23 protein-coding genes are annotated in these 24,490 nt (G+C 72.9%); 7 read left to right on the top strand and 16 right to left on the bottom strand.

Translation table 11 applies throughout. The annotated features are described in order from the left end of the window. Nucleotides 1-4 precede the first annotated feature (4 nt). The 3 genes from JX575_RS17765 to JX575_RS17755 all read right to left on the bottom strand — a co-directional run bounded on the left by JX575_RS17765 (nucleotide 5) and on the right by JX575_RS17755 (nucleotide 2,450). Entirely contained in the window at nucleotides 5-772 is a 768-nt protein-coding gene (locus JX575_RS17765) for a lysophospholipid acyltransferase family protein (protein ID WP_186339378.1), read from the bottom strand. Between the two features lie 157 nt (nucleotides 773-929). Continuing rightward, the gene (locus tag JX575_RS17760) at nucleotides 930-1,775 is read right to left on the bottom strand and encodes an aldo/keto reductase (RefSeq protein WP_186339377.1); all 846 of its coding nucleotides are present in this window, start codon (nucleotides 1,773-1,775) and stop codon (nucleotides 930-932) included. Between the two features lie 45 nt (nucleotides 1,776-1,820). Then, nucleotides 1,821-2,450 (bottom strand): MerR family transcriptional regulator, encoded by a 630-nt coding sequence (locus JX575_RS17755; protein ID WP_186339376.1) that lies wholly within the window; start codon nucleotides 2,448-2,450, stop codon nucleotides 1,821-1,823. Between the two features lie 77 nt (nucleotides 2,451-2,527). Between JX575_RS17755 and JX575_RS17750 the strand changes: the two genes are divergently transcribed. Next, nucleotides 2,528-2,950 (top strand): hypothetical protein, encoded by a 423-nt coding sequence (locus tag JX575_RS17750; RefSeq protein WP_186339375.1) that lies wholly within the window; start codon nucleotides 2,528-2,530, stop codon nucleotides 2,948-2,950. Between the two features lie 6 nt (nucleotides 2,951-2,956). Here JX575_RS17750 and JX575_RS17745 read toward each other — a convergent pair whose 3' ends face one another. Beyond that, nucleotides 2,957-3,754, bottom strand: a complete 798-nt coding sequence (locus tag JX575_RS17745; RefSeq protein WP_186339374.1) for a pentapeptide repeat-containing protein — start codon at nucleotides 3,752-3,754, stop codon at nucleotides 2,957-2,959. Between the two features lie 237 nt (nucleotides 3,755-3,991). Between JX575_RS17745 and JX575_RS17740 the strand changes: the two genes are divergently transcribed. Both JX575_RS17740 and clpB read left to right on the top strand, forming a co-directional pair. Further along, nucleotides 3,992-4,492, top strand: a complete 501-nt coding sequence (locus JX575_RS17740; RefSeq protein ID WP_186339373.1) for a general stress protein — start codon at nucleotides 3,992-3,994, stop codon at nucleotides 4,490-4,492. Between the two features lie 150 nt (nucleotides 4,493-4,642). Further along, nucleotides 4,643-7,225, top strand: a complete 2,583-nt coding sequence (clpB, locus tag JX575_RS17735; protein ID WP_186339372.1) for an ATP-dependent chaperone ClpB — start codon at nucleotides 4,643-4,645, stop codon at nucleotides 7,223-7,225. A gap of 13 nt (nucleotides 7,226-7,238) precedes the next feature. Here the strand turns inward: clpB and JX575_RS17730 are convergent, their stop codons facing one another. Then, nucleotides 7,239-8,909, bottom strand: coding sequence for a hypothetical protein (locus JX575_RS17730; RefSeq protein WP_186339371.1), 1,671 nt, complete (start codon nucleotides 8,907-8,909; stop codon nucleotides 7,239-7,241). Further along, complete coding sequence (locus JX575_RS17725; RefSeq protein WP_186339370.1) at nucleotides 8,906-9,982, bottom strand: hypothetical protein; 1,077 nt, start codon at nucleotides 9,980-9,982, stop codon at nucleotides 8,906-8,908. The genes JX575_RS17730 and JX575_RS17725 overlap by 4 nt, the downstream gene beginning before the upstream one ends. A 113-nt stretch (nucleotides 9,983-10,095) precedes the next feature. On the opposite strand from JX575_RS17725, the gene JX575_RS17720 reads away from it, so the two are divergent. Continuing rightward, complete coding sequence (locus tag JX575_RS17720) at nucleotides 10,096-10,926, top strand: CPBP family intramembrane glutamic endopeptidase (protein ID WP_241005234.1); 831 nt, start codon at nucleotides 10,096-10,098, stop codon at nucleotides 10,924-10,926. 19 nt (nucleotides 10,927-10,945) lie between these two features. On the opposite strand, the gene JX575_RS17715 is transcribed toward JX575_RS17720, so the two are convergent. The 4 genes from JX575_RS17715 to JX575_RS17700 form a co-directional block, all read right to left on the bottom strand. After that, nucleotides 10,946-12,808: a reprolysin-like metallopeptidase gene (locus tag JX575_RS17715; protein WP_186339369.1), complete on the bottom strand. Its 1,863-nt coding sequence runs from the start codon at nucleotides 12,806-12,808 to the stop codon at nucleotides 10,946-10,948. A 66-nt stretch (nucleotides 12,809-12,874) separates the two neighbouring features. Continuing rightward, nucleotides 12,875-13,312, bottom strand: a complete 438-nt coding sequence (locus tag JX575_RS17710; RefSeq protein ID WP_186339368.1) for a hypothetical protein — start codon at nucleotides 13,310-13,312, stop codon at nucleotides 12,875-12,877. Between the two features lie 33 nt (nucleotides 13,313-13,345). Continuing rightward, nucleotides 13,346-14,809: an FAD-binding oxidoreductase gene (locus tag JX575_RS17705; RefSeq protein ID WP_206054442.1), complete on the bottom strand. Its 1,464-nt coding sequence runs from the start codon at nucleotides 14,807-14,809 to the stop codon at nucleotides 13,346-13,348. A gap of 21 nt (nucleotides 14,810-14,830) precedes the next feature. Further along, nucleotides 14,831-15,742 (bottom strand): AEC family transporter, encoded by a 912-nt coding sequence (locus JX575_RS17700; RefSeq protein ID WP_186339367.1) that lies wholly within the window; start codon nucleotides 15,740-15,742, stop codon nucleotides 14,831-14,833. A 77-nt stretch (nucleotides 15,743-15,819) separates the two neighbouring features. Between JX575_RS17700 and JX575_RS17695 the strand changes: the two genes are divergently transcribed. Then, entirely contained in the window at nucleotides 15,820-16,752 is a 933-nt protein-coding gene (locus JX575_RS17695) for a 2-hydroxyacid dehydrogenase (RefSeq protein ID WP_222129341.1), read from the top strand. A gap of 11 nt (nucleotides 16,753-16,763) precedes the next feature. On the opposite strand, the gene JX575_RS17690 is transcribed toward JX575_RS17695, so the two are convergent. Next, nucleotides 16,764-17,996, bottom strand: coding sequence for an alpha-hydroxy acid oxidase (locus JX575_RS17690; protein WP_186339366.1), 1,233 nt, complete (start codon nucleotides 17,994-17,996; stop codon nucleotides 16,764-16,766). A gap of 85 nt (nucleotides 17,997-18,081) precedes the next feature. Here JX575_RS17690 and JX575_RS17685 point away from each other — a divergent pair, with 85 nt between their 5' ends. Both JX575_RS17685 and JX575_RS17680 read left to right on the top strand, forming a co-directional pair. Continuing rightward, nucleotides 18,082-19,257: a mandelate racemase/muconate lactonizing enzyme family protein gene (locus tag JX575_RS17685; RefSeq protein ID WP_241005233.1), complete on the top strand. Its 1,176-nt coding sequence runs from the start codon at nucleotides 18,082-18,084 to the stop codon at nucleotides 19,255-19,257. Further along, nucleotides 19,254-19,925 carry a FadR/GntR family transcriptional regulator gene (locus tag JX575_RS17680; RefSeq protein WP_186339365.1) on the top strand — a complete coding sequence of 224 codons (672 nt, stop codon included), beginning with the start codon at nucleotides 19,254-19,256 and terminating at the stop codon, nucleotides 19,923-19,925. The genes JX575_RS17685 and JX575_RS17680 overlap by 4 nt, the downstream gene beginning before the upstream one ends. A gap of 234 nt (nucleotides 19,926-20,159) precedes the next feature. Here JX575_RS17680 and JX575_RS17675 read toward each other — a convergent pair whose 3' ends face one another. The 5 genes from JX575_RS17675 to JX575_RS17655 all read right to left on the bottom strand — a co-directional run bounded on the left by JX575_RS17675 (nucleotide 20,160) and on the right by JX575_RS17655 (nucleotide 24,467). After that, nucleotides 20,160-20,495: a metalloregulator ArsR/SmtB family transcription factor gene (locus JX575_RS17675; RefSeq protein WP_186339364.1), complete on the bottom strand. Its 336-nt coding sequence runs from the start codon at nucleotides 20,493-20,495 to the stop codon at nucleotides 20,160-20,162. Nucleotide 20,496: 1 nt separating this feature from the next. Further along, nucleotides 20,497-21,138, bottom strand: coding sequence for an SRPBCC family protein (locus JX575_RS17670; RefSeq protein ID WP_186339363.1), 642 nt, complete (start codon nucleotides 21,136-21,138; stop codon nucleotides 20,497-20,499). 134 nt (nucleotides 21,139-21,272) lie between these two features. After that, nucleotides 21,273-22,538, bottom strand: coding sequence for a glucarate dehydratase family protein (locus tag JX575_RS17665; protein ID WP_186339362.1), 1,266 nt, complete (start codon nucleotides 22,536-22,538; stop codon nucleotides 21,273-21,275). 4 nt (nucleotides 22,539-22,542) lie between these two features. Continuing rightward, on the bottom strand, nucleotides 22,543-22,938 hold the full coding sequence (locus JX575_RS17660) for a universal stress protein (RefSeq protein WP_186339361.1): 396 nt from the start codon (nucleotides 22,936-22,938) through the stop codon (nucleotides 22,543-22,545). After that, a complete protein-coding gene (locus JX575_RS17655) occupies nucleotides 22,935-24,467 on the bottom strand; it encodes a tripartite tricarboxylate transporter permease (protein ID WP_186339360.1) in 1,533 nt (510 codons plus the stop codon). The genes JX575_RS17660 and JX575_RS17655 overlap by 4 nt, the downstream gene beginning before the upstream one ends. Nucleotides 24,468-24,490 lie beyond the last annotated feature (23 nt).

Raw genomic sequence — 24,490 nt, 5'->3', positions numbered from 1 at the left:
GCGCTCAGGCGCTGAGCGCCTCGGCCGGCACGCCGGTCGGGTGCGGCGCCGGCTCGCCGCGCAGCTCCGCGACCTGGGCCACCAGCGTGGCCATGACCTCGTCGGCGAGCCACCGCACCGTCGCCTCGTCGGCGATCGGGCCGTCGGCGACGCCCGCGAGGCGGCGTACGTCGATGGGCTCGCCGACCGCCACCCGCACGCGCGGGCGCAGCACCGTGTTGCGCAGCAGCCGCCGCACCACCCCGCTCGTGCCGACGACCTGGTGGGCGCCGACGAGCGCGACCGGCACGATCGGCGCCCCGGTGCGGAGCGCGAGCCTGACGGCACCGGTCTTGGACCGCTCGGGCCAGTGCTGCGGGTCGCGGCTGATCCGACCCTCGGGGAACAGGCCCACTGCCTCGCCGGCGGCGAGCGCCAGCGCCGCGGCGTCGAGCGAGCCGGCCGCCGCGTCGGTCCCGCGCAGCACCGGGATGAACCCCAGGCGGCGCACGAACGGCCCCACGAGACCGGAACGGAAGACCCCGCCGGTCGCCATCAGCCGCAGTGAGCGGCCGTGGCGGCGTCCGACGAGGGCCAGCAGGATCCCGTCGGCGAAGCTGGTGTGGTTGGCGACGACGATGAGCGGCCCGTCGGGGAGCCGGGTGTCGGGGAGGGCGCGCCGGGTGAGCTCGAGTCGGCTGACCACGGACACGATGGCGCCGAGGAGGCCGGCGGCGACGGCGTAGAGGAGGGCGGCGCGAAGGCCCGGGCGCTGCCAGGTGCTGGGGTCCATGCGCCGAGTGTCGAGCAGCCGCAGGGTGGCGCGCATGAGTACGCGCACCGGTCCTGCCGCCACCACGAAGGCAGTTCGCGACCGCCATCTGGGAGGCCGCGCTCAGCGCGGCGACCCGATGGGCGAACTGCCGTCATGGCGTCCGGGAGCGGCTCGCTCAGCCGGGGATGTAGTCGAACGTGTCGGGGTTGGGGCCGGTGCGCCCGGGCTCCCCGCGGTCGAGCCCGGAGATCCGGGCCACCTCGTCGTCGGTGAGCGAGAAGTCGAAGATCTCGAAGTTCTCCCTCATCCGCTCGGGGTTGACCGACTTGGGGAAGACGATGTCGCCGCGCTCGACGTGCCAGCGCAGGGTGACCTGGGCGGCCGACCGGCCCTTCGCCTCCGCGATCTCGGTGATCACCGCGTCGTCGAGCACCGCGCCCTGCGCGATCGGCGACCACGCCTCGGTGGCGACGCCGTGGGAGGCGTTGGCGGCGCGGACCGCGTCGTTGGTGAAGTAGGGATGCACCTCGACCTGGTTGACGACCGGCACCACGCCGGTCTCGTCGACGATGCGCTGCAGGTGGGCGGGCTGGAAGTTGGACACGCCCACGGACGCGGCCCGCCCGTCCTCGACGAAGGACGCCATCGTGCGCCAGGTCGAGACGAAGTCCCCGTCGTAGCGCGTGGGCAGCGGCCAGTGGATGAGGAACAGGTCGATGCGGTCGAGGCCGAGGTCGGCGAGCGTCTTGTCGAACGCGCGCTCGGCCTCCGCGGGCTCGTGGAAGCCGTTGTTGAGCTTGGAGGTCACGAAGACCTCCTCGCGCGGCACGCCGGACGAGCGCAGCGCCTCACCCACCTCCTTCTCGTTGCCGTACATCTCGGCGGTGTCGATGTGGCGGTAGCCCACCTCGAGGGCGCGCGACACCGCCTCCGCCGTCTCGGCGGGGTCGATCTGGAACACGCCGAAGCCGAGCTGCGGGATGGACGTGCCGTCGTGGAGCTGGATACGGGGAACGGTCATGCCAGGCACAGCCCGTCCGGACCGGGAGGTATTCCGTCGCCCCGCTCAGGAGGGTGGGGCGAGGTCGGTGAAGCGGCGCAGCGACTCGTCCTCGTGGGCGAGCCGGCGCAGGCCGAGCAGGACGGGCTCGGCCAGGATGCTGCCGAGCAGCGCGTAGGTCACCGCCTCGTCGCGGTCGTCCTCCAGCACGCCGCCGACCTCGGCGCGGGCGACGTCGGCCATCGCCGCGGCGTAGCGGGCGAGCCCGTCGGCGGACAGCGGCTGGCCGGCGCGCGCCATCGCGTCGAGCGCCGCGGCGAGCGCCGTCGCGTGACGTCCGTCGACGTCGGCGCGCGAGTCTCGCGCGGCCAGGAGCGCCGCCACCGCCGCGCGGCTCTCCTCCGACGGCGGGATGTCGGGCTCGGGGGACAGCAGCTGGTGGGCGGCGGCGAGGGCCTCGTGCAGCGTGGTGCGGGAGTCGTCGAGCACGGCCAGCACCTGCCGCACCCGGTCGAGCCCGAAGCCGGCGACATCGACCAGCGCCCGGATCAGCCGCAGCCGCCTGACGTGCGCCATGTCGTACGACGCGCGGGTCGCCCCGCGCGCCTCGCCCCGCGGGAGCAGCCGCTCGCGCAGGTAGAACTTCACGGTCGGCACGGGCACGCCGCTGCGCTCGGCCAGCTCGGCCATCCACATGGAACGTCCTCCTCAGGGGTTGCTTTGGAGACCATACTGTCCAATTATTGGAGAGTCGACTATCCAAAGGGGTCACCATGGAGCCTGCGTCCTACGTCCTGTCCGACGAGTCCCGGATCCTCGCCGGGATCCTGCTGCTCTCGCTGGTGACGGTCGAGACCGGCGGGCTCTACCTGCTGAGGCTCGCGCGCGGCGCGGTCGAGGTGACGCCGTTCCAGGAGAGGTTCGCCCGCGCCGGCCACGCGCACGCCGGGGTGCTGCTCGTCCTCGCCCTGGTGTGCCAGGTGCTCGCGGACTCGACGGCCCAGGCCGGGGCGCTCGACTGGCTCTCGCGCTCCGGCGTGGCCGTGTCCGCGCTGCTGATGCCCGCCGGCTTCTTCTTCTCCTCGATGGGCCCCGGCCGCACGCGACCCAACGGCCTGGTCGTGCTGGTGCTCGCCGGTGCGGCGCTCCTCGCGGTCAGCCTGACGAGCCTGGGCGTCGGCCTGCTGACCGCCTGAGGCGCCTCACGCCCCCCACTGGCCCGGACGGGACAGCCCGCCGGGAAGGGTGGTCGCGACGTCGCCGAGCGCCGCGTTGACCTGGGGCTGGGTGAGGAACAGGGCGCTCGAGAGGTCGCAGCCCCGCACGTCGGCGTCGCGCAGGTCGGCGCCGAGGAGGTCGGCGTCGCGCAGGTCGGCGCCGCGGAGGTCCGCCCCGATCAGCAGGGCGCCCCGGAAGGTCGAGCCGCGGTGGTCGCCGGTGACCCGCTGCCCGGCCAGGTCGGCGCGCGTGTGGTCCCGCCCGGCGGGCCACGGTCGCCGTACGCGCGCACTGGCCTCGGCCAGCAGCCGCCCGACCCGGTCGTGGAGGGAGTCGAGGTCGGCGAGCAGGATCGTCTCCGGGTCGGCGCCGGTCAGGTCCTCGATCTCGGTGCGGACCGCGTCGGCGGCCGGGTCGGGCGAGCGCCGGGCGACCTCGACGAGGTGGGCGAGCATCTCGTGCAGCTGGCGCATCACCGTCAGCACCGCGCCCATCTCGGCCAGCCGGTGCGGCGGATTGCCGGGCTCGCGCCACGACACGCCTGCGTAGCTCACCTGCGAGACCTGCTGGCCCGCGCCGAAGCACTCGAAGACCGTGCAGCCCGGCCAGCCGTCCTCGCGCAGTGTCGCGTGGATGCGGCAGCCGTCGTCCTCGAGCAGGTTGAGACACGGGCGCCCGCCCGCCTTGTCGGCGCCGAAGCCGGCGTCGGCGGAGTAGGGCAGCAGGACGCAGCACAGTGCGAAGCAGCGCGAGCAGTCGGAGCTCAACCCGGGTGTCGCCACCCGGGGATCGTCGCACGCGCGTGGTGAGGGACCGGGAGGGTCCTCAGGCGCCGTACCACCCGTGCTGGATGGCGAACGCGTTGACCACGAGGAGGAAGACGAAAAGCGCGCCGACCGCTCGGTTGTCGAAGATCAGCTTGCCCATAGCACCACCCTTGCCCGGTTGTTCGCGGAATGAAACAGGCGCTCGGTAAAGATTCTGGCCAGCCTGCCCGCAGGCGGTCGTATCGTGGATGCATGTCGACCCAGGCCCCGACCCCCGCGTCCCCGCTCAAGCTGCAGTTCCCGCAGTCGCTGGCGGTCTACGACGACTACGCCAAGGCGCAGAGGAGCGTGGACTTCCTCGCCGACGCCGACTTCCCGGTCGACCAGCTGATGATCGTGGGCACCGACCTCAAGCGGATCGAGCGCGTCACCGGGAGGCTGACCTGGTCGAAGATCGCCGTCGGCGGGATGCTGTCCGGGCTGTGGTTCGGCGTCTTCATCGGGCTGGTCTTCGCCCTGTTCACGACCGCCAACCTGTGGCAGGTGCTGCTCAGCACGGCGTTCATCGGTGCCACCTTCGGCCTGATCTGGGCCCTCATCGGCTACGCGTTCACGCGCGGGCGGCGCGACTTCTCCTCGGTGACGCAGGTGGTGGCGACGAAGTACGAGGTGCTGGTCGAGCACAAGCACGCCGCGCGGGCGCGCGAGCTGCTGGCCGGCCTGCCGGGCGCGCTGCCCGACCCGTTCGCCTGAGCCCCGGCGACCCGAACCCGGCCCGGACCGCTGCCCGAGCGGCAGCGGGCGGCAAAAAACTGAAGTTGAGGGGAATCGACTCAACTTCTGGCGCGTTGGGACTGACGGGACCACAGTGGTCACCACACGACGACGCAGACGGAGGAAGAGTTGAGCCAGTTCGGTGCCGACAAGTTCACCACCCGCAGCCGCGAGGTCATCGAGGCCGCCCAGCTCGCCGCGACCACCGGCGGCAACACCACCACCGAGCCCATCCACCTGCTCGTCGCCCTGCTGCGGCAGGAGGACGGCGCCACCCGCAGCCTCGTGCAGAAGGCGGGCGTCGACCCGGCCACGCTGCTCGCCCAGGCCGAGCGCGCGCAGCAGCAGCTGCCCCGCGCCACCGGCTCGACCGTGCAGCAGCCCAGCGCGTCGGCCGCCCTGACCCGGGTGCTCGCCACGGCCCTCGACCTGGCCGGCTCGATGAAGGACGAGTACGTCGCCACCGACCACCTGCTGGTCGCCACCGCGACCGTCGAGTCGAGCGCGCAGAAGGTGCTCACCGACGCCGGCCTGACGGAGTCCGGGCTGCGCGAGGCGATCACCGCCGTGCGCGGCAACCGGCGGGTGACCAGCGAGAGCGCCGAGGCGTCGTACGAGTCGCTCGAGAAGTACTCCGTCGACCTCACCCAGGCCGCCGAGGAGGGTCGCCTCGACCCCGTCATCGGCCGTGACGCCGAGATCCGCCGGGTGGTCCAGGTGCTCTCGCGGCGCACCAAGAACAACCCGGTGCTGATCGGTGAGCCCGGCGTCGGCAAGACCGCCGTCGTGGAGGGCCTCGCCCAGCGCGTGGTCGCCGGTGACGTGCCCGACTCCCTCAAGGGTCGCCGGGTGCTGGCCCTCGATCTCGCGGCGATGGTCGCAGGCGCGAAGTACCGCGGCGAGTTCGAGGAGCGGCTCAAGGCCGTGCTCGAGGAGATCAAGGACGCCGGCGGGCAGGTCATCACCTTCATCGACGAGCTGCACACCGTGGTCGGCGCGGGCGCCGGCGGCGACTCCGCGATGGACGCCGGCAACATGCTCAAGCCGATGCTGGCGCGCGGCGAGCTCCACATGATCGGCGCGACCACGCTCGACGAGTACCGCGAGCGGATCGAGAAGGACCCCGCACTGGAACGGCGCTTCCAGCAGGTCTTCGTCGGCGAGCCGAGCGTCGAGGACACCATCCAGATCCTGCGCGGCATCCAGGAGAAGTACGAGGCGCACCACGGCGTCCGGATCACCGACGCCGCGCTGGTCGCCGCGGCCACCCTGAGCGACCGCTACATCCCCGGGCGCCAGCTGCCCGACAAGGCGATCGACCTCATCGACGAGGCCGCCTCCCGGCTGCGCATGGAGCACGAGTCGAGCCCCGAGGAGATCGACGTGCTCCGCCGCCAGGTCGACCGGCTCAAGATGGAGCAGTTCGCGCTGCAGAAGGAGACCGACCCGGCCTCCGCGGAGCGGCTCGAGGTGCTGCGCAAGGACCTCGCCGACCGCGAGGAGGAGCTGCGCGGCCTCGAGGCCCGCTGGGAGCGCGAGCGCGACCAGCTCCAGGGCGAGGGTGAGCTGCGCCGTCAGCTCGACGCGCTCAAGATCGAGGCGGACAAGAAGCTGCGCGAGGGCGACCTCGCCGGCGCCTCGGAGATCCAGTACGGCCAGATCCCCGAGCTCGAGAAGCAGATCGCCGAGGTCGAGAGGGCCGAGGGCGCCGACATCGAGCCGCTGGTCGGCGAGGAGGTCGGTGCCGAGCAGATCGCCGACGTCGTCGAGGCCTGGACCGGCATCCCCACCGGCAAGATGCTGCAGGGCGAGACCGCCAAGCTCCTCGAGATGGAGTCGGTCATCGGCCAGCGCCTGATCGGCCAGCGCGAGGCGGTCACCGCGGTCAGCGACGCCGTACGCCGCTCGCGCGCCGGCATCGCCGACCCCAACCGGCCGACCGGGTCGTTCCTCTTCCTCGGCCCGACCGGCACCGGCAAGACCGAGCTGGCCAAGGCGCTGGCCGACTTCCTGTTCGACGACGAGCGGGCGATCGTGCGCATCGACATGAGCGAGTACAGCGAGAAGCACTCGGTCTCGCGGCTCGTCGGCGCCCCTCCCGGCTACGTCGGCTACGACGAGGGCGGCCAGCTGACCGAGGCGGTGCGGCGCCGGCCCTACAGCGTGGTGCTGCTCGACGAGGTCGAGAAGGCGCACCCCGAGGTGTTCGACATCCTCCTGCAGGTGCTCGACGACGGTCGGCTCACCGACGGCCAGGGTCGCACGGTCGACTTCCGCAACACCCTGCTGATCCTCACCTCCAACCTCGGCTCCCACTTCCTCGTGGACCCGCTGATGGAGCCGGAGGTGAAGAAGGAGTCGGTGATGGGCGTCGTGCGCGCGCACTTCAAGCCCGAGTTCCTCAACCGCCTCGACGAGGTCGTCATGTTCGACGCGCTCACCAAGGACGACCTGGCGCACATCGTCGACCTGCAGCTCGCGCTGCTGGAGAAGCGGTTGGCGGTGCGGCGGATCAGCATCTCGGTCACCGACGCCGCGCGCGCCTGGCTCGCCGAGACCGGCTACGACCCCGCCTACGGCGCCCGACCGCTGCGCCGGCTGATCCAGTCGGCGATCGGCGACCCGCTGGCCCGGATGCTGATCGCGGGCCAGGTCACCGACGGCGGCTCGGTCACCGTCGACGTGGGTGAGGACGGGCTCGTGCTCAGCTGACCCCCCGGGGGTCTCAGGGCGTGAGGCCGCGGAAGGCACCGCCGACGACCCCGTCGGTGCGCTGGTAGTCGCGCGCGGAGTCCATCAGGTTGTCGGAGGCGAGCGCGACCGCCTTCGACCCGGAGCGCAGGCTGTCGGACGCCGCGCCGAGCAGGGTCGTGACGGCCGCGGCGAAGACGGCCGCGCCGGGCACCTCGCCGAGGTCGGCCGCCTCGACCCGCACCCCGCGCACCGTCGACGACGCTGCGGACAGCTGGCCGCTCGGCTTGTCGAGGGCGTGGGAGGCCTCGCGCAGCGTGCCCGGCTGCACCTCGAAGTCCGCGGACAGGCCGAGCGCGGCAAGCGGGGTGACCGCGAGGTAGGGGTTGGCCCAGAGGTCGTCGTCGTCCGGCACGCCGGGGACCCAGCCCCAGTCGCTGCCGTCGTCGGAGTACTTCGCGGCTGTCGACTCGAAGGTCGTGACGAGGTTGCCGTCGACCTCCACGACCCCCTCCGCCATGGTGGGCAGCGGGTAGGGGTCGCTGCGCTCGCCCGAGTCGCGGTCCTGGACGACGAGGGAGCCGTCGTCGAAGCGGTTGGGAGAGGTGCTGAAGACGAACTCCCCGTCGCGCACGACCAGCCCCTGGGACTTGTCGGGGGTGTCGTGGACCTCCGGCTTGCCGCTGGCGTCCAGCACCGGCTGCCACCCGGACGGGCCCATCTCGTAGACGTGGAGCTTGTCGGCCCCGTAGTCGCCGAGGTAGAGCCTGCCGTCGTGGACGGCGGAGTAGGACCCTCCGGAGACGCCTTCCTGGACGCTGGTGGCGTTGACGCTGCCGCCGTTGCTCCGGCCCCGGATGTCCGACATCGAGTAGGTGTAGATCGTGCCCTTGTCGACGACGATGACCTGGTCGCCGTGCACGCTGACCCCGCCGGCGTGCGACGGTCCGGGAGCGGGCGGGTCGGCGTAGGGGTCGTGGACGCCAGCGAGGTCGACGTCTCCGATCTCCTGACCGGTGACGGAGTCGACCAGGGCCAGGGTGGACCTCCCGTCGGGGGTGTAGTAGCTCATCACGTAGGTGCCGGTGCGCGGGTCGTAGGCCAGCCCCTGCGGGATGAGCCCGCGATCGTCGCCGGTCGCGAGGGTGTTGGGGATGAGCGGACCGAAGGTGCTGCCGCTCTCCCCGGCCCACTCCTTGTTCTTCTCCAGCCCCTGCTCGACCCACTCGCGGGTCTCCTCGTCGAGGCTGTCGAGGTCGACGTCCTCCCCCTTGATCACCGCCGCCACCGCGGTCAGCTGCTGGCCGTAGGTGGCGCCCACCTCGACGAGCCGGGTGCGCACCACCATCGCGAGGAGCTGCTCGACGACGGGAACGAGGTCGCCGGGGCGGTTGCGCCAGAAGGAGATGTAGTGGTCGGCGTGCTGCACCGCGGTGCCGTACGCCGTCGCGGCGACGTCGAGGGCGCCGCGCGCCCGGGCGAGCGCGGAGCGGTTGACCGACACCCCGTTGGCGAGCTGCACGATGCGGGCCTGGAAGCCGACGGCGCCCGGCCCGCTCCAGTCGGTCGTGGCGGCCGCGTCGTGGATGCGGCCCCGGGCGTCGTCGAGGTCGTGCCCCACGTCGGCGAGGGTGTCCGAGGCGCCGGTGAGGGCGCTCCGGTCACCCGACACGATGCGCCGGTGGTCGATCTCCGGGTCGATCACGACCCACCTCCTGTCGGGTCGAGGTCGAGTGCCTCGTCGCCGGCGCCGACGGGGAAGAGGATGCGCTCGTCCGTGGTGCCGTCGACGGGGGTGCACCTGCCGTCGGGAACCTGGCAGGTGACCAGCGTCGAGGTGGTGCCGGGACCGATCTGCTGCCCCGTCGCCGGGCCGGAGATCGCGATCCCGACCACGGTCGAGTCGTCGAGCCACCACCGCAGGTCTCGCCGTGGCGTGCCGGTCCGGACCGGCACCGGGCGACCCTCCCGCGAGACGATCCGGTCGTCCAGGCCACGGTCGTCGATCGACCACGCCCCGTCCGGGCTGACCGGGTCGGCGGGGCTGCGTGGAGACTGGTCGGTCGGCGTCACCTCGCCGTCGGGGAGGGAGACGAGGACGTCGCCCAGCCCCTCGACGACCGCACTCCCGGCGTCGGCGAAGCGCACCCCGAGGTCGACCTCCGCGTAGTCGCGCGCCAGGTCGTCCTGCTCCGGGTCGCCCATCGCGTCGGCGGTCTCGACGACCCGCTCCCCGGAGGTGAGGTCCACGACCACCGCCGTGCCCCGGGGGTGCCCGCTGAAGCGGTCGGCGGGTCCCGAGGTGGCGTCGACGAAGCCCACGTAGCGCCCGTCGGGTGAGCTGCCGATGGACTCGACGTAGACCGTCAGCCCGGTGTCGCTCACCCCGTCGCGGTCGGCGAAGCGCAGGGGCCCGGTCGTCATGGAGCCGTGCTCGGTGGCGGCCGCGTCGCTCGCGGCAGGGGTGAAGTAGACGCCGTCACCGGCCACGACGTAGGTCGCCATCGGGCCGCCGACGTCGACGGTGGTGCCGTCGGAGAGGTGGACGACGCCGCCGGAGGCCCACACCAGGCCGCCGGCCTCGACGGGGTCGGAGCTCGTCGTCCACGCCGTGTCGTCGGGCGGCCCGCTGGTCCCCTTCCCCCCGGCACCTCCGCCGCCCGTGCCCTCGGTCCCGCGCTCGCCCTCGCCGGGGGTGTCGGAGCAGCCCGCGCCCAGCAGCAGTGCTGTGGCGAGCACTGCTGCGAGCGGCGTGCGCGTGCGGGGGCCGGTGGGCATGGGAGCAGTGTGCCCTCGCCGGGCCCGGACAAACCGGCGGCTCCCGCCGGGGCCTCGGCGAGGTCTCGGCGGGGTCTCGGCGGGGTCGCGGCCTGCTGGGGGATGCTGGTCCCGTGACGACCACCGATGACGTACGCCCGTGGTGGCGGCTGCGGGACACCCCCGTCCCGGGCGGGGTGCCCGACCTGGCGAAGGCGCTGCTGTGGGCCGAGCTCGCCATCGTCCTGCTCCTCTCGCTCGGGCGCAGCGCGGTCTATTCGGTCGTCAGCATCGTCTCGGCGCTCACCGCCCCGGGTCCGCTGTCGTCGCAGGCGGCCAACCTCAACAACTCGCTGGCCCCCGACCGGCCGTGGCTCGACCTGACCTACCAGCTGCTGCGGATCGGCTTCGCGCTGGTGCCGGTCGCGCTGGCGGCCTACCTGCTGGTCCGCTCCGGCACCCGGCTGCGCGAGGTGTGGGCACGCGACGGCGGCGGGAGCACGTGGCGCGACTGGGGCCGCGGCGCCTGGCTGGCGGCCGGCGTCGGGTCGGTGGGCGTGGTGTTCTACCTCGCGACCTACGCGCTCGGCACCAACCTCACCGTCGTCGCGCAGTCGTTGCCGGGGGAGTGGTGGCGGGTGCCGGTGCTGGTGCTGGCGGCGGCGGAGAACGCCGTGCTCGAGGAGCTCGTGGTGCTCGGCTTCGTGCAGGTGCGGCTGCGCCAGATCGGCTTCGGCGACACCGCTGCCATCGGCCTCGCGGCCCTGCTGCGCGGCAGCTACCACCTCTACCAGGGCCTCGGCGGCTTCGTCGGCAACCTCGCGATGGGCCTGCTGTTCGGCTGGCTCTTCCGTCGCTGGGGCCGGGTGATGCCGTTCGTGGTCGCCCACACGCTGCTCGACGTGGGGGCGTTCGTGGGGTACGCCGTGCTCGCCGGGCGGGTCGACTGGCTGCCGACCCTGTGACCCGCCCGGCGAGGGGCGTTCATCGACGGATCTTGACCTTCTTGGAGGACCGCCGTGCCTTCTCGTAGCCCTTGGCCTTCGCGGTGACCTGCACGGAGATCTTCTTGCCGCGGTCCTTGGCGCGGACGCGGTAGGCGGCCTTCTTGGCGCCCTTGATCGCCTTGCCGTTGCGCAGCCACTGGTAGCGGACCTTGACGTTCTTCTTCGCCGGCTTGGGCTTCCAGCCCTTCACCTTGACCGAGAGGACCCGGCCGGCGCGCGGCACGCCACGGAGCTTGGGTCGCTTCGTGCGGAACGATGCCTTGCCGACCACGACCGGGGCCGAGACCGTCGCCACCGACGGGTAGAAGGGCGCGGAGCCCACGACCTGCACACTGAGGCTCTTGCCGATGTCGCGTCGCGACAGCGAGAAGGTGCTCGTGGTGGCACCCGGGACGGCGACGCCGTCGAGCAGCCACTGGTAGCCCAAGGTGACCGTCGGCGACCACGGCGTCGTGGTGGCCGTGGCCATGCCCTTGAAGCGCGGACTGCCGCCGACGGTGGTCACGCCCGGGTAGATCTGCGACTGGCGGTAGTTGGCCACGGCCGCGATCTGCTCGTTGATGGCCTGGGCGTTGTTGGCTGCGGCGGCGCCGGTGGTGCGGCCGCCGTAGGCCACGTTGGGGTTGGAGAAGTGGGTGACGGCGGCGCAGCCCTGGCACGTGGTCGGGTAGGACATCACCGTGCGGAAGTTGCCCGGCACGTCGACGTAGCCGCGGGCGTAGGGCTTTCCGCCGCCGATCGGAGGAGAGGACGCGCCGGGGTCGTGGTCGGCACTGAGGTTGTGGCCGATCTCGTGGGCGAAGGTGAGGTTGGCGGTGGCGCACTTGTCGGCCCACACGACCGTCCACGCCGCGCGCTCGGGGTCGTAGGCAGGGCTGGTGCCGCCGAGGGAGCCGAGGCCGCAGTAGCTGCCGGCGGGGTAGGGACCACCGAGCCACAGGCTGACCAGGTCGGCGTGGGTCTCCTCGCGCAGCGCCTGGGCCTCGTCGAACACGCCGTCGCCCGGCGTGCCGAGCGCGCGGTAGTTGGCGTCGAGCGAGGAGTACGGCGCCGCGGCGACCTGCCGGGTGCCGACCAGCCGGAGCTGCGTGCCGATGCCCGAGGCGGCGAACGCCTGGTTGGTCTGGGTGATGCCGAGGGCGAACTGCGCCTGCATCGCGGCCTCCCCACCCGCCGACGCGGGCAGCGAGGCGGAGTAGACGATGGCGACGTCGACGGTCGACGGCTCGTCGGCGGCGACCGGCACATCGCCGCCGCGCCCGGCCGGGACCTTGGCGTGCGCGTGGTCGGCGTGGATCGCTGCCTGCTCGGCGGGACGCACGGCGTCGTCGTGGGCGTCGGACGGGGACGGCACCTCGGTGACCTCGTAGCCGCCGCCGGGGACGCTGCTCACCTCGAAGGTGCCGTCGGCGGCTGACGCCACCTGCATCCGGACGACGCCGTCGACCTCCACGGCGGTGAACGTGCCGGTGGTGCCCACGAGGGACCCGGTCCACGACGTGACGCCGTCGGCGGAGGTGCGGTCGCCGACGGCCGCGGTGATCGTGGTGTCGTCGAACACCGTCAGGCTGATGCGGTCACCGGCTCGTACGTCGTCGAGCGCGGCCGCGTCGACGTCGACGGGACGCGAGCGCTCGTCGGCTGCCGCCCGAGACTCTGCATCGGCCTGGCGGCCGGTCCCGGCGGGGCCGAGCAGCTCGACGGCTCGCTGGTCGTCGCCGCGGGACGCGCTGGCGGTGGTGGCGGGCACCATGGTGGCGGTCAGGGCAAGGGCGCACAGGCCGGCGACGCCGACGAGTGTCCTGCTGGTGCTCCTGCGGATGGGCACGGTGATGGGCACGGAGTCCCCCTCTCTGTCGGACCCTTCGTGCCCCGCGTGGCGCGCCGCAAACCCGCGCCGGGCGGGCTATTCGCCCGTCTCGACCTCCTCGCGCTGCTCCCGCTCGGCGACGACCGGGCGGCGCCGGCCGAGCATCCCGCCGGCCCAGAGCGCCCACACGACGAGCAGCGGTTGGAAGAACAGCCGCACCAGCCGCGCGCGGTCGGTGTCGAGCCCGAACGCGTCGGTGCCCTCGACGTACTGCGCGATGTTGCCGGGGAAGATCGCGACGAAGAAGGCGGCCATCAGCGCGCCGATCGTGCGCCGGTGCCTCGGCAGCGCGACGAACGCGCCGCCCAGCGCGATCTCCACGACACCGGAGCCGAGCACGGTGAGGTCCTCGTCGACCGGGAACCAGTCGGGGACCTGCGCCTGGAACTCCTCGCGCTGCGTGGTCAGGTGCATCACCCCCGCGCCCACCATCGCCGAGCCGAGCAGGACGCGACCGAGGGTCTGTGCCTTCATGGCGCCACCCTAGGTCGGGGTGTGGATCGGGGCCTACGAGCCGGGCGGGAGCAGCACCCCGGGGTTCATCAGGCCGGCCGGGTCGAGGGCCTGCTTGACCGCGCGCATCAGGTCGACCTCGACGTCCGACTTGTAGGACGCCGCCGCGGCCGCCTTGGTGCGACCGAGGCCGTGCTCGGCGCTGATCGAGCCGTCCTCGCGAGCGACCGTGTCGTAGATCGTCGCGGTCAGGTCGGCGGCCGCGGCGCGCAGCGCGTCGTCGTCGCTGCGACCGTCGGTCAGGGGGGCGTTGAGGTTGTAGTGCAGGTTGCCGTCGCCGACGTGGCCGTAGGTCACCGGCCGCACCCCGGGGCAGACCTCCTGCAGCAGCGGCGCCGTGGCCTCGGTCCACGCGGCGAGCCGGGCGATGGGCAGCGTGACGTCGTGCTTCAACGTGGCGCCCTCGACCTTCTGCACCTCCGAGATCCCTTCGCGCAGTGCCCAGAGCGCCGAGCGCTGGGCCGGGCTGCCGGCGATCGCCGCGTCGGACGCCACGCCTGCCTCGACCGCCGCGCCGAGCAGCGACTCGAGGGCCTCGTCGAGACCGTCGTCCACGGCGGACCCCGCGAGCTCCACCAGGACGTACCAGTCGCTCGGGGCGGCGAGGGGGTCGCTCGCACCGGGCAGGTGGGCGAGGACGAGGTCGATGGCCTGGCGGTTGGCGATCTCGAACGTCGACAGGTGCACCCCGGCGTGCTGCTGGGCGAAGGCGAGCAGTGACACCGCGGCGGCGACCGACGGCACCGCGACCCAGGCGGTGGCGCGGCGCGGCGTGGCGGGGAACAGCCGCAGCACCGCGCCGGTGATGACGCCCAGCGTGCCCTCGGAGCCCACGAACAGCTGCGTCAGGTCGTAGCCGGTGTTGTCCTTGCGCAGCCCGCGCAGGCCGTCCCACACCCGGCCGTCGGGCAGCACGACCTCGAGGCCGAGCACCAGCTCGCGGGTCATGCCGTAGCGCAGCACGGCCGTGCCGCCGGCGTTGGTGGCGAGGTTGCCGCCGATCGTGCAGCTGCCCTCCGAGCCCAGCGACATCGGGAACAGCCGTCCGGCCTCCGCGGCCGCGGCCCGCACGTCGGCGAGCACGACGCCGGCGTCGACGGTGATCGTCCCGGCCACCGGGTCGACGTCGCGCACGTCGCGCATCCGGCCGAGCGACAGCACGACCTGGCGGCCCGACCCGTCCGGCACCCCGCCGCCGACCAGCCCGGTGTTGCCGCCCTGCGGGACGACCGGCGTACGCGCCTCGTGGCAGGCGCGCAGCACCGCAGCCACCTCGTCGGTGGAGCCGGGGCGGACCACGGCGAGCGCGCTGCCGCGGTGCACGCCGGTCCAGTCGACGACGTAGGGCGCGACGTCGGCCTCGGCGCTCAGCACGTGCGCCTCGCCGACGGCGTCGCGCAGGCGGTCGAGCAGGCGGTCGGGCAGGCGGGCGGGCAGGCGGTCGGGCAGGTCGGTCACGGGGTCTCCTCAGGGGGTGGGTCAGCCGAGCACGAGGGCGATGAGCAGCACCACGGGCAGCGAGGCCACGGTGGTGACCAGGATGGTCTCGCGGGAGACATCCTCGCCGACGCGGTAGCGGGTGGCGTGCAGGAAGATGTTCTGGGCGGTCGGCAGCGCCGCGGTGATCACCACGCCCAGCAGGGCGCGGCCGTCCAGCCCGAGGCCGGCGGCCACGGCCCAGGCGACGGCCGGCATGACGAGGAGCTTGAGCACGCTCGCCAGCAGCACCTCGCCGTTGTGGCCCGCCCGGCCGAGCGGGGGGCTCAGCCTCAGCGCGGCGCCGTACGACATCAGCAGCAGCGGGATCGCCGCGCCGCCGAGCAGCTCGAGCGGGTCGAGGACCACCTGCGGCAACGTCCACCCGGTGGCCGCCAGGACCACCCCGACCACGGCGGCGACGGTGAGCGGGTTGGTCACCAGCCGCCGGGCCACCGCGCGGACGCCGTTGCCGCGTCCGGTGATCCGGTCGAGGACGACCAGGGAGGGCGGCTGCACCAGCAGCATCTGCACCAGCAGCGCGGGCACCACCACGGTGATGTCGCCGACGACGTAGGCCGCGATGGCGATGCCGAGGTTGCCCGCGTTGACGTAGGACGACGACAGCGCGCCGATCAGCAGCGGGCCCGTGGAGAGCCGCCAGCGCAGCCGCGCCACCACGGCGTACGTCGCGAACACGACGCCCAGCGACACCGACGAGGCGACGAGGTTGATCGCCGCCGACTCCAGGTGCACCCGGCTGATGGTGACGAGCAGCAGCGTAGGGGAGGCGACGAAGAACGCGATCTCGCCGAGCGTGCGCTGCGAGCGCCGGTCGAGGACACCGGCGTGCGCGAGCCCGGCGCCGGCGGCGATCACGACCAGGATGGTCGCGAAGCCGGTCAGCAGGTCCATCGCTCCCCCGTCCGGTGCATCGTGCGATAGCCAGCCCGTCTTGGACGCGGCGACCGTGGCCCCGCAAGGATGGCGTGGTGACCTCCGACACCCAGCACCCGGTCCGCGTCGTCCAGCTCGGAGGGCTGATGCCCTTCGTGCGCGAGTGGCTCGCCGAGCGCTACGCCGCCCCGTCGCTCGCCGACCTGTCCGACCCCTCGGGCGTGCGCGTCGCGGTGGTCGGCGGCGGGGCGCGCGCCGGCGCGGCCGAGATGGACGCGCTCCCCGACCTCGGCGCGATCGTCAACTTCGGCGTCGGCTACGACAACGTGGACGTGGAGGAGGCGCGCCGCCGCGGCATCGTCGTGTCCAACACCCCCGACGTCCTCACCGACGCGGTGGCCGACCTCGCGGCCTTCCTCGTCGTCGACGTGCTGCGCGGGATCACGGCGGCCGACCGGTTCGTGCGCAGCGGGGCGTGGGCCCGGGGTGAGCGGATGCCGTTGACCCGCGACGTGCGCGGGGCCGTCGTCGGGGTGCTCGGTCTGGGGCGCATCGGCACGGCCGCCGCCGAGCGGCTGGAGGCCTTCGGCGCGGTCGTGCACTACCACTCGCGCAGCCCCAAGGACGTCGCGTGGACCTACCACGACAGCCCGGTCGCGCTCGCCCGCGCGAGCGACGTGCTGGTCGTGCTCACCCCGGGCGGTGCGGGCACGGACAAGCTGGTGGACGCCGACGTGCTCGACGCCCTCGGCCCCGAGGGCCACCTCGTCAACGTCGCCCGCGGCTCGGTCGTCGACGAGGACGCGCTGGTCGCCGCGCTGGAGGACGGCCGGATCGCCGGCGCGGGGCTCGACGTCTTCGCCGACGAGCCGCACGTGCCCGAGGCGCTGCTCGCGCGCGACGACGTCGTGCTGCTGCCGCACGTCGGCAGCGCCACGGTCGAGACCCGCGAGGCGATGGCCCGGCTGGTGCTCGACAACGTCGCGGCGTTCCTGGAGCGCGGCGAGCTGGTGACCCCGGTCGGCTGAGCCGGCGCTCCTCATCGGTCCCTCAGCCGCGCGTGGTCCGGGGTGAGGGCGGCGACGCTCGGCGCTCCCATCATGCTCATCGCGCGGCGCATCTCCCCGGTGAGCAGGTCGAGCACGTGGCTCACGCCGCGCTGGCCGCCGACCATCAGGCCGTAGAGGTAGGCGCGCCCCACCAGCACCGCCGTGGCGCCGAGCGCGACGGCCGCGACGACGTCGCCCCCGGTGCGTACGCCCGAGTCGAGCAGCACCTCCGCCCGCCCGTCCACCGCGTCCACCACGTCGGGCAGCAGCTCGAGCGGCACGGGCGCGCGGTCGAGCTGGCGACCGCCGTGGTTGGACAGCACGATCGCGTGCGCGCCCGCGTCGACGGCGGTCACCGCGTCGCGCGCCGACTGCACGCCCTTGACCACGACGGGGCCGTCCCACTGCTCGCGCAGCCAGGCGATGTCGGCGGGCCGGATCTGCTGCTCGCGCAGCTCGTTGGACATCCCCCACCGGGCGTACGTCGAGCCCTCGGGGAAGGTGGCGAACCGCAGCGGCTCGGTGGTGAGGATGTCGGCGACCCAGCGCGGGTGGCGCGCCATGCCGCCCACCGTGCGCGCGGTGAGCTGGGGCGGGATCGCGAAGCCGTTGTGCTTGTCCTTGCGCTTCATGCCGGTCATGGTCGTGTCGATGGTCAGCATCAGCGCCTCGTAGCCCTGGGCGCGTGCCTCGTCGAGGTGCGCGCGGGTCACGGCGCGGTCCTTCATCAGGTAGACCTGGAACCAGTTCCTCGCGCCCGGCGCCGCGCTCGCGACGTCGGTGATCGACGTGGTGGCGTAGGTCGAGAGCGTGTAGGGGAGCCCGGCCTGCGCGGCCGCCGCGGCCACCGCGCGCTCGCCGGTGTGGTGGCTGAGCCGGGTGTAGCCGGTGGGGGCGAGGACGATCGGCGCGGCCGTGGGACGGCCGAGGAGCGTGGTCGCGGTGTCGGGCTCGGCGACCTGCTCGAAGGAGGTCGGGCGCAGCTCGACACGGTCGAACGCGTCACGGTTGCGGCGCATGGCGTGCTCGCCGTCGGAGCCGCCCTCGACGTAGTCCCACACCGCTCCCGGCACCCGGCGGCGGGCCAACCGCTCGACGTCGTCGACCGACAGGCACCGCGCCAGCCGACGGCCCACGGCGGTCCGCTCGACCGGCCGCGGGTGGAGGAACGGCTCGAGGTCGTGCCACCGCGGGACCTGCCGGCTGCTGCGGACCTGCGTCATCGAGTGCTCCTGACCGTGGCTTGACGTACTTGTGTAATGAGTTGCAGACTCATCATACAAGTTTGCGACGACCCGAGGAATCCCCATGACCCAGACCCCCACCGCCCCGGCCACCTCGTCGGCTGTTGCCACCGGGCCCGGCACCGGCGACCGCATCCGGAGCGTGACGCTGTCCCACGTCGTACTGCCGCTGCCCAACCCGGTCAGCGACGCCAAGGTGCTCACCGGCCGGCAGAAGCCGTTGACCGAGACGGTCATGCTCTTCGTCGAGCTCACGACCGAGCAGGGCTTCGAGGGCATGGGCTTCAGCTACAGCAAGCGCGCGGGCGGCAAGGCGCAGTACGCCCACCTCAAGGAGGTCGTCGAGGTCGCGATCGGCCAGGACCCCAGCGACATCGCCAAGATCTACGAGTCGCTGATGTGGGCCGGCGCCTCCGTCGGCCGCTCCGGCGTCGCGACCCAGGCCGTCGCCGCGCTCGACGTCGCGCTCTACGACCTCAAGGCCCGCCGGGCGGGGCTGCCGCTGGCCAAGCTGCTCGGCGCGCACCGGGACTCGTGCCGTGTCTACAACACCTCCGGCGGCTTCCTCCAGGCCTCCGTCGAGGAGATCAAGGAGAAGGCGACCGCCTCCCTCGCGTCCGGCATCGGTGGCATCAAGATCAAGGTCGGCCAGCCCGACTGGCGCGAGGACCTGCGCCGCGTCGCCGCGCTGCGCGAGCACCTCGGTGACGGCCCGCTCATGGTCGACGCCAACCAGCAGTGGGACCGCGCCCGCGCGCGCCGGATGTGCCGTGAGCTCGAGCAGTTCGACCTGATCTGGATCGAGGAGCCGCTCGACGCCTGGGACCACGTCGGCCACGCCGACCTGTCGCAGACCTTCGACACCCCGATCGCCACCGGCGAGATGCTGACCTCGGTCGACGAGCACATGGGCCTGGTCGACGCCGGCTACCGCGGCATCGTGCAGCCCGACGCCCCGCGCATCGGCGGCATCACGCCGTTCCTCCGCTTCGCCACCCTCGCCGCCCACCACCGCCTCGACCTGGCGCCGCACTACGCGATGGAGATCCACCTCCACCTCGCGGCGACCTACCCCACCGAGCCGTGGGTCGAGCACTTCGAGTGGCTCAACCCGCTCTTCGAGGAGCGCATCGAGATCCGCGACGGGCGGATCTTCGTGCCGGAGCGTCCGGGCCTCGGGTTCACCCTCACCGAGCGGATGCGCGAGCTCACGGTGGAGACCGCTACCTTCTCGGCATGAGCACCCTGTCGGCGAGCGTGGTCGCCGGCCTCAAGGACAAGATCCTGGCCGGCGACCTCGCTCCCGGGGCCAAGCTGCCGTCGGAGACCGAGCTCAGCGACGAGTACGGCGTCTCGCGCACCGTCGTGCGCGAGGCGGTCACCCGGCTGCGGGCCGAGGGCCTGGTCGAGACCCAGCAGGGCCGCGGGTCGTTCGTGCTCGCGGTGCCGGAGGCGTCGTCGTTCAGCGTCGAGTCGTCCGCGATCCGCTCGCAGGCCGACGTGCTGGCGATGCTCGACTTCCGCATCGGGGTGGAGAGCGAGGCGGCCGGGCTGGCCGCGCTGCACCACACGGCGGCCGACGTCGCCGCGATCGAGCAGGCGATGGCGGGCTTCACCCGCGCCGGCCACGTGGGCGCCGTCGAGGCCGACTTCGCCTTCCACCTCGCCATCGCGCGGGCGACCGGCAACCGGTTCTACGCCGACCTGCTCGGCTCGCTCGGGCCGATGATGATCATGCTGCCGCGCACCCGCCTCGCCGAGCCGTACTCGATGACCGACGCCACCCACGTCGAGCGCGTGCGGCGCGAGCACGACAACGTCGCCGCCGCGGTCCTCGCCGGCGACGTCGACACCGCCCGGGCCGCCATGCGGCTCCACCTCGGCAACACCCGCCGCCGCGTCACCTGACCCCTCCCGTGTCGAGTGGGCGCGTCCTGACGGCTGTGGTGGGTCGAGTGGGCGCATCCTGACGGCTGTGGTGGGTCGAGTCGGCGCATCCTGACGGCTGTGGTGGGTCGAGTCGGCGCATCCTGACGGCTGTGGTGGGTCGAGTCGGCGCATCCTGACGGCTGTGGTGGGTCGAGTCGGCGCATCCTCTCGACGGGAGGTGTCAGGACGTGCCGACTCGACCCGAGAAATGCGTCAGGACGCGCCGCCTCGGCGCCGCTTGCCGCGGGCGACCTCGGTGCCGAGTGCATCGAGCTTGTGCTCCCAGAACACGCGAAACTGCTCCACCCATGCATCCGCCTCGCGGAGGCCGGTCGGGTCGACGGCGTAGAGCCGGCGCGTGCCCTCGGCGCGGACGGTCGCGAAGCCGTGCTCGCGCAACACCTTGAGATGCTGGCTCACCGCCGGCTGGCTGATGCCGAACTCGCCACGGACGATCGCGGCCACCTCGCCGGCGCTGGTCTCGCCGGCGGCGAGCAGCTCGAGGATCCGACGGCGCACCGGGTCGCCGAGGACGTCGAACGCGTGCACCTCAGGCCGAGGGCTCGGCGCCGGTGTAGAACGCCGCGGTGCGCGCGGCCGCCGCGCGGGAGGCGGCCGGGTCGTCGGACGAGGCCGCGTCGGCCTCGCCCCACTCGGTCGCCGAACCACTCATGAACGCCAGCCCGTCGGCGGACGCGCCCCACCCCTCGACCTGCTCGTGGGCGATGGGCGTGCCGGTGGCGAGGTGCTCGGCCAGGCCCATCAGCCCGAGCTCCCAGCCGACGCCGACCGCGCCCGGTCCGTAGGTCGCCCAGTGCTCGCTCGCGCGTACGTCGGCGGCGTGCCGCAGGGTGAGCGTGGTGGTGTCGCCTGCCGTCTCGAGGTCGACGTCGACCCAGGTGGTCTGGTCGCCGAACTCCCAGCTGATCGCGAAGTGCTTCGGCTCGTCGCAGGCGGTGACCTCGCCGCCGGCGTTGCCCTCGACCTGGAAGCGCCCGCCGAGTCGCAGGTCGCCGGACACCGGGGCGAACCAGCGCGCGATGCGTTCGGGATCCGTGACGGCCTGCCAGAGGTCGTCGATGTCGGTGGGGTAGGTGCGGGAGGCGACGACGACCTTCACGGGCGTCCCCTCATGGGTGCTGTCCTCGACGGCGCGGGTCACCGCGCCCAGATGCTTGGCAACGTCGAACATGGCCCGAGAGTTTCACTCACCAATTATATAAGTCAAGGACTATTGAGTCGCGCGCGTCGGTGGTACCCGGTCAGGATGCGCCGGCTCGACCCCTGCTGGCGGTCAGGACGCGCCGACTCGACCCCGACCCGACCTCACCAGCGGGAGGTGTTGACCTCGAAGTCGGGCTGGATGGAGCGCATGTAGACGGTGTCCTCGCGGCGGCGTACGCCGCAGGACAGGTAGAGCTCGTGCAGCTCGCCGATCCGGTCGCGGTCGAGGGAGATCCCCAGCCCGGGGCCCGTCGGCACGGCCACCGACCCGTCGACGAACGGCAGGGCGTCGTCGGCGACGACGTCCTGGGTCTTCCACGGGTAGTGGGTGTCGCAGGCGTAGGTGAGGTTGGGCGTGGCCGCGGCCAGGTGGACCATCGCGGCGAGCGAGACGCCGAGGTGGCTGTTGCTGTGCATCGACAGCCCCATGTCCCAGACCTCGGTGATGCCGCCGAGCAGTGCCGACTTCCTCAGCCCGCCCCACAGGTGGTGGTCGGACAGCACGACCTGCACGGCGTCCTGGGCGATCGCGCGCGGCAGGTGCTCCATCGCGATGACGCACATGTTGGTCGCGAGCGGGACGTCCGTGCGGGCCGAGACGGCCGCCATGCCCTCGATGCCGGGGGTGGGGTCCTCGAGGTACTCCACGACCCCGGCGAGCCGCTCGGCCACCTTGATCGAGGTCTCGACGGTCCACGCCCCGTTGGGGTCGAGCCGCAGCGGCATCGACGGGAACGCGTCGCGCAGCGCCTCGATCGCCTCGCACTCGTCCTCGGGGGGCAGCACGCCCCCCTTGAGCTTGAGCGAGCCGAAGCCCCAGCCGTCGACCATCCGCCGCGCCTGCGCGACCAGCTGCGACGGCGTCAGCGCCTCGCCCCAGGCGTCGTCGGCGAAGCCCGGGTGGCCGGCCCACTTGTGGAAGAGGTAGCCGCTGAACGGGACGGTCTCGCGCACGGCGCCGCCCAGCAGCGAGCTCACCGGCACGCCGGCCTCGTGGCCCTGCAGGTCGAGGCAGGCGACCTCGAAGGGGGAGTAGACGGTGTCGACGGCCGAGTCGACGTCGAGCATGCCGCCGAACGACGCGCCGCCCCCGCCGGTCTCGCGGCCCAGCACGTCGGTGACGAGCCGGCGCAGTCCGTGGAGGTCGTACGGGTCGTGGCCGGGCAGCGCGGCCGCGACGGCCTCGAGCCGGCCCAGGTGGGTCTCGTCGGCGTAGGTCTCGCCGAGCCCGAGCAGGCCGGAGTCGGTGTGCAGCTCGACGATCGCGCGCAGGGCGTAGGGCTGGTGGACGCCGACCACGTTGAGCAGCGGCGGGTCCTCGAAGGCGACCGGGGTGACGACGACCCGGGAGACGCGGCTGTGGCTCACGCGGTCACCGGGGAGGCTTGACGGCCAGGATCGGCACGTCGAGGTCGAGGAGCAGACGCTGGGCGTCGCTCCCGGTGACGAGCTTGCCCACCGGCGAGCGCCGGCGCAGGCCGATCACCACGAGGCGGGCGGACGCCGCCTCGGCGACCCGGGAGAAGGTCTCGACGATGTCGTCGCCGTGGTCGGAGTGGTCGACGCGGGCGGTGACGCCGGCCGCGGTGGCGCGCGCGACCAGCTCGTCGGCGGTGGCCTCGTCGATGAGCTCGCCGTCGACGGTGGTCCGTCGGCGCGGGCTGTTGAGGATCACCACCTCGTCGCCGTGGACGGTCGCCTCCTCGAGGCCGGCCTCGAGGGCCGCCTCGCCGGCAGGGGTGGGCACGTAGCCGATCACGATGGTCATCGCAGGGAGTCCTCTCGCTGGACGCTGTCGGGGGTGGACGCCGCGGGGGTGGTGCGGCGGAGGGCCTTCTTGATCAGCGGGAGCGCGATGACCAGGACGACGAAGGCCAGGATCGTGCCGGAGATGGGACGGGTCACGAAGCCCGTCGCGTCGCCGTCGAAGATCAGCATCGAGCGGCGGAAGCTCGACTCGATGAGCGAGCCGAGGACGAACGCCAGCACCATCGGGCCGGGCTCGAAGCCGGTCTTCTTCATCAGGTAGCCGACGATGCCGAAGAAGATCATCAAGAAGATGTCGAAGACCGAGTTGCGGATCGTGTAGACGCCCAGGATCGTGATGAGCGCGGTGATCGGGGCGAGGATCGCCGGGCGCACCCGCAGGATCCGGACGAAGATGCCGACGAGCGGGATGCTGAGCAGCAGCAGGATCAGGTTGCCGATGTACATCGAGTTGACCACGCCCCAGAAGAGGTCGGGTCGCTCGTCGATGAGCTGCGGGCCCGGCGTCACGCCGACCACCAGCAGGGCGGCGTAGAGCATCGCCATCGAGGCGTTGGCCGGGATGCCGATCGTCAGCAGGGGGATGAACGACGACGTGGCGGCGGCGTTGTTGGCCGACTCCGGGCCGGCGACGCCCTCGATGGCACCGCGGCCGAAGCGCTCGGGCTGCTTGGCGACCCGCTTCTCCGCCGCGTACGCCGCCAGCGAGGCCATCACGGCGCCACCGCCGGGCAGCACGCCGAGGACGAAGCCGATGAGCGAGCCGCGGCCGATGGCGGGGCCGGCCTGCCGGAGGTCCTTGCGGGAGGGCCAGATGTTGGCGATGGCGGCCGGGACGTGCGGCTTGCCGTAGCGCTCCTCGAGGTTGTAGAGGATCTCGCCGACGCCGAAGAGGCCCATCGCGACGACGACGAAGTCGATGCCGTCCTCGAGGTTGAGGCTGCCGAACGTGAAGCGGTCGGCGCTGGTGAAGGTGTCGCTGCCGACGGTCGCCAGGAGCAGGCCGACCGCGGCGGCCGCGAGGGCCTTGACGGTGTTGCCGTTGCCGATGGTGGCGACCAGCAGCACGCCGAGCAGTGCCAGCGCGGCGTACTCCGGCGGGCCGAAGTCGAGCGCGAACTCCGCCACGAGCGGACCGAGCAGCGTCAGCCCGATGATCGAGATGGTCGCGCCGACGAACGAGCCGATCGCGGCGATGCCGAGCGCCGTGCCGGCCTTGCCCTGCTTGGCGAGCGCGAAGCCGTCGAAGACCGTCACCACCGAGCTGGCCTCGCCCGGGATCCGGAGTAGCACCGACGTGATGGTGCCGCCGTACTGGGCTCCGTAGTAGATGCCGGCGAGCATGATGATGGCCGCGACCGGGTCGTGCGCGCTGTAGACGACCGGCAGCAGGATGGCCATCGTGGCGGCGGGACCGAGTCCGGGGAGGACGCCGATCAGCATGCCGACGACGACGCCGATCAGGCAGTAGAGCAGGTTGCCGGGCTGGGTGACGACGCCGAAGCCGTCGAGGAAGGCGCTGAGGTCCATGGGGGGTTCTCTTCCTGCGCTCG

Source organism: Nocardioides sp. zg-1228 (genome assembly GCF_017086465.1).
Lineage (GTDB): Bacteria > Actinomycetota > Actinomycetes > Propionibacteriales > Nocardioidaceae > Nocardioides.
Note: the sequence above shows the minus strand (reverse complement) of the source record. Positions and strands in the feature narration are given on the sequence as shown.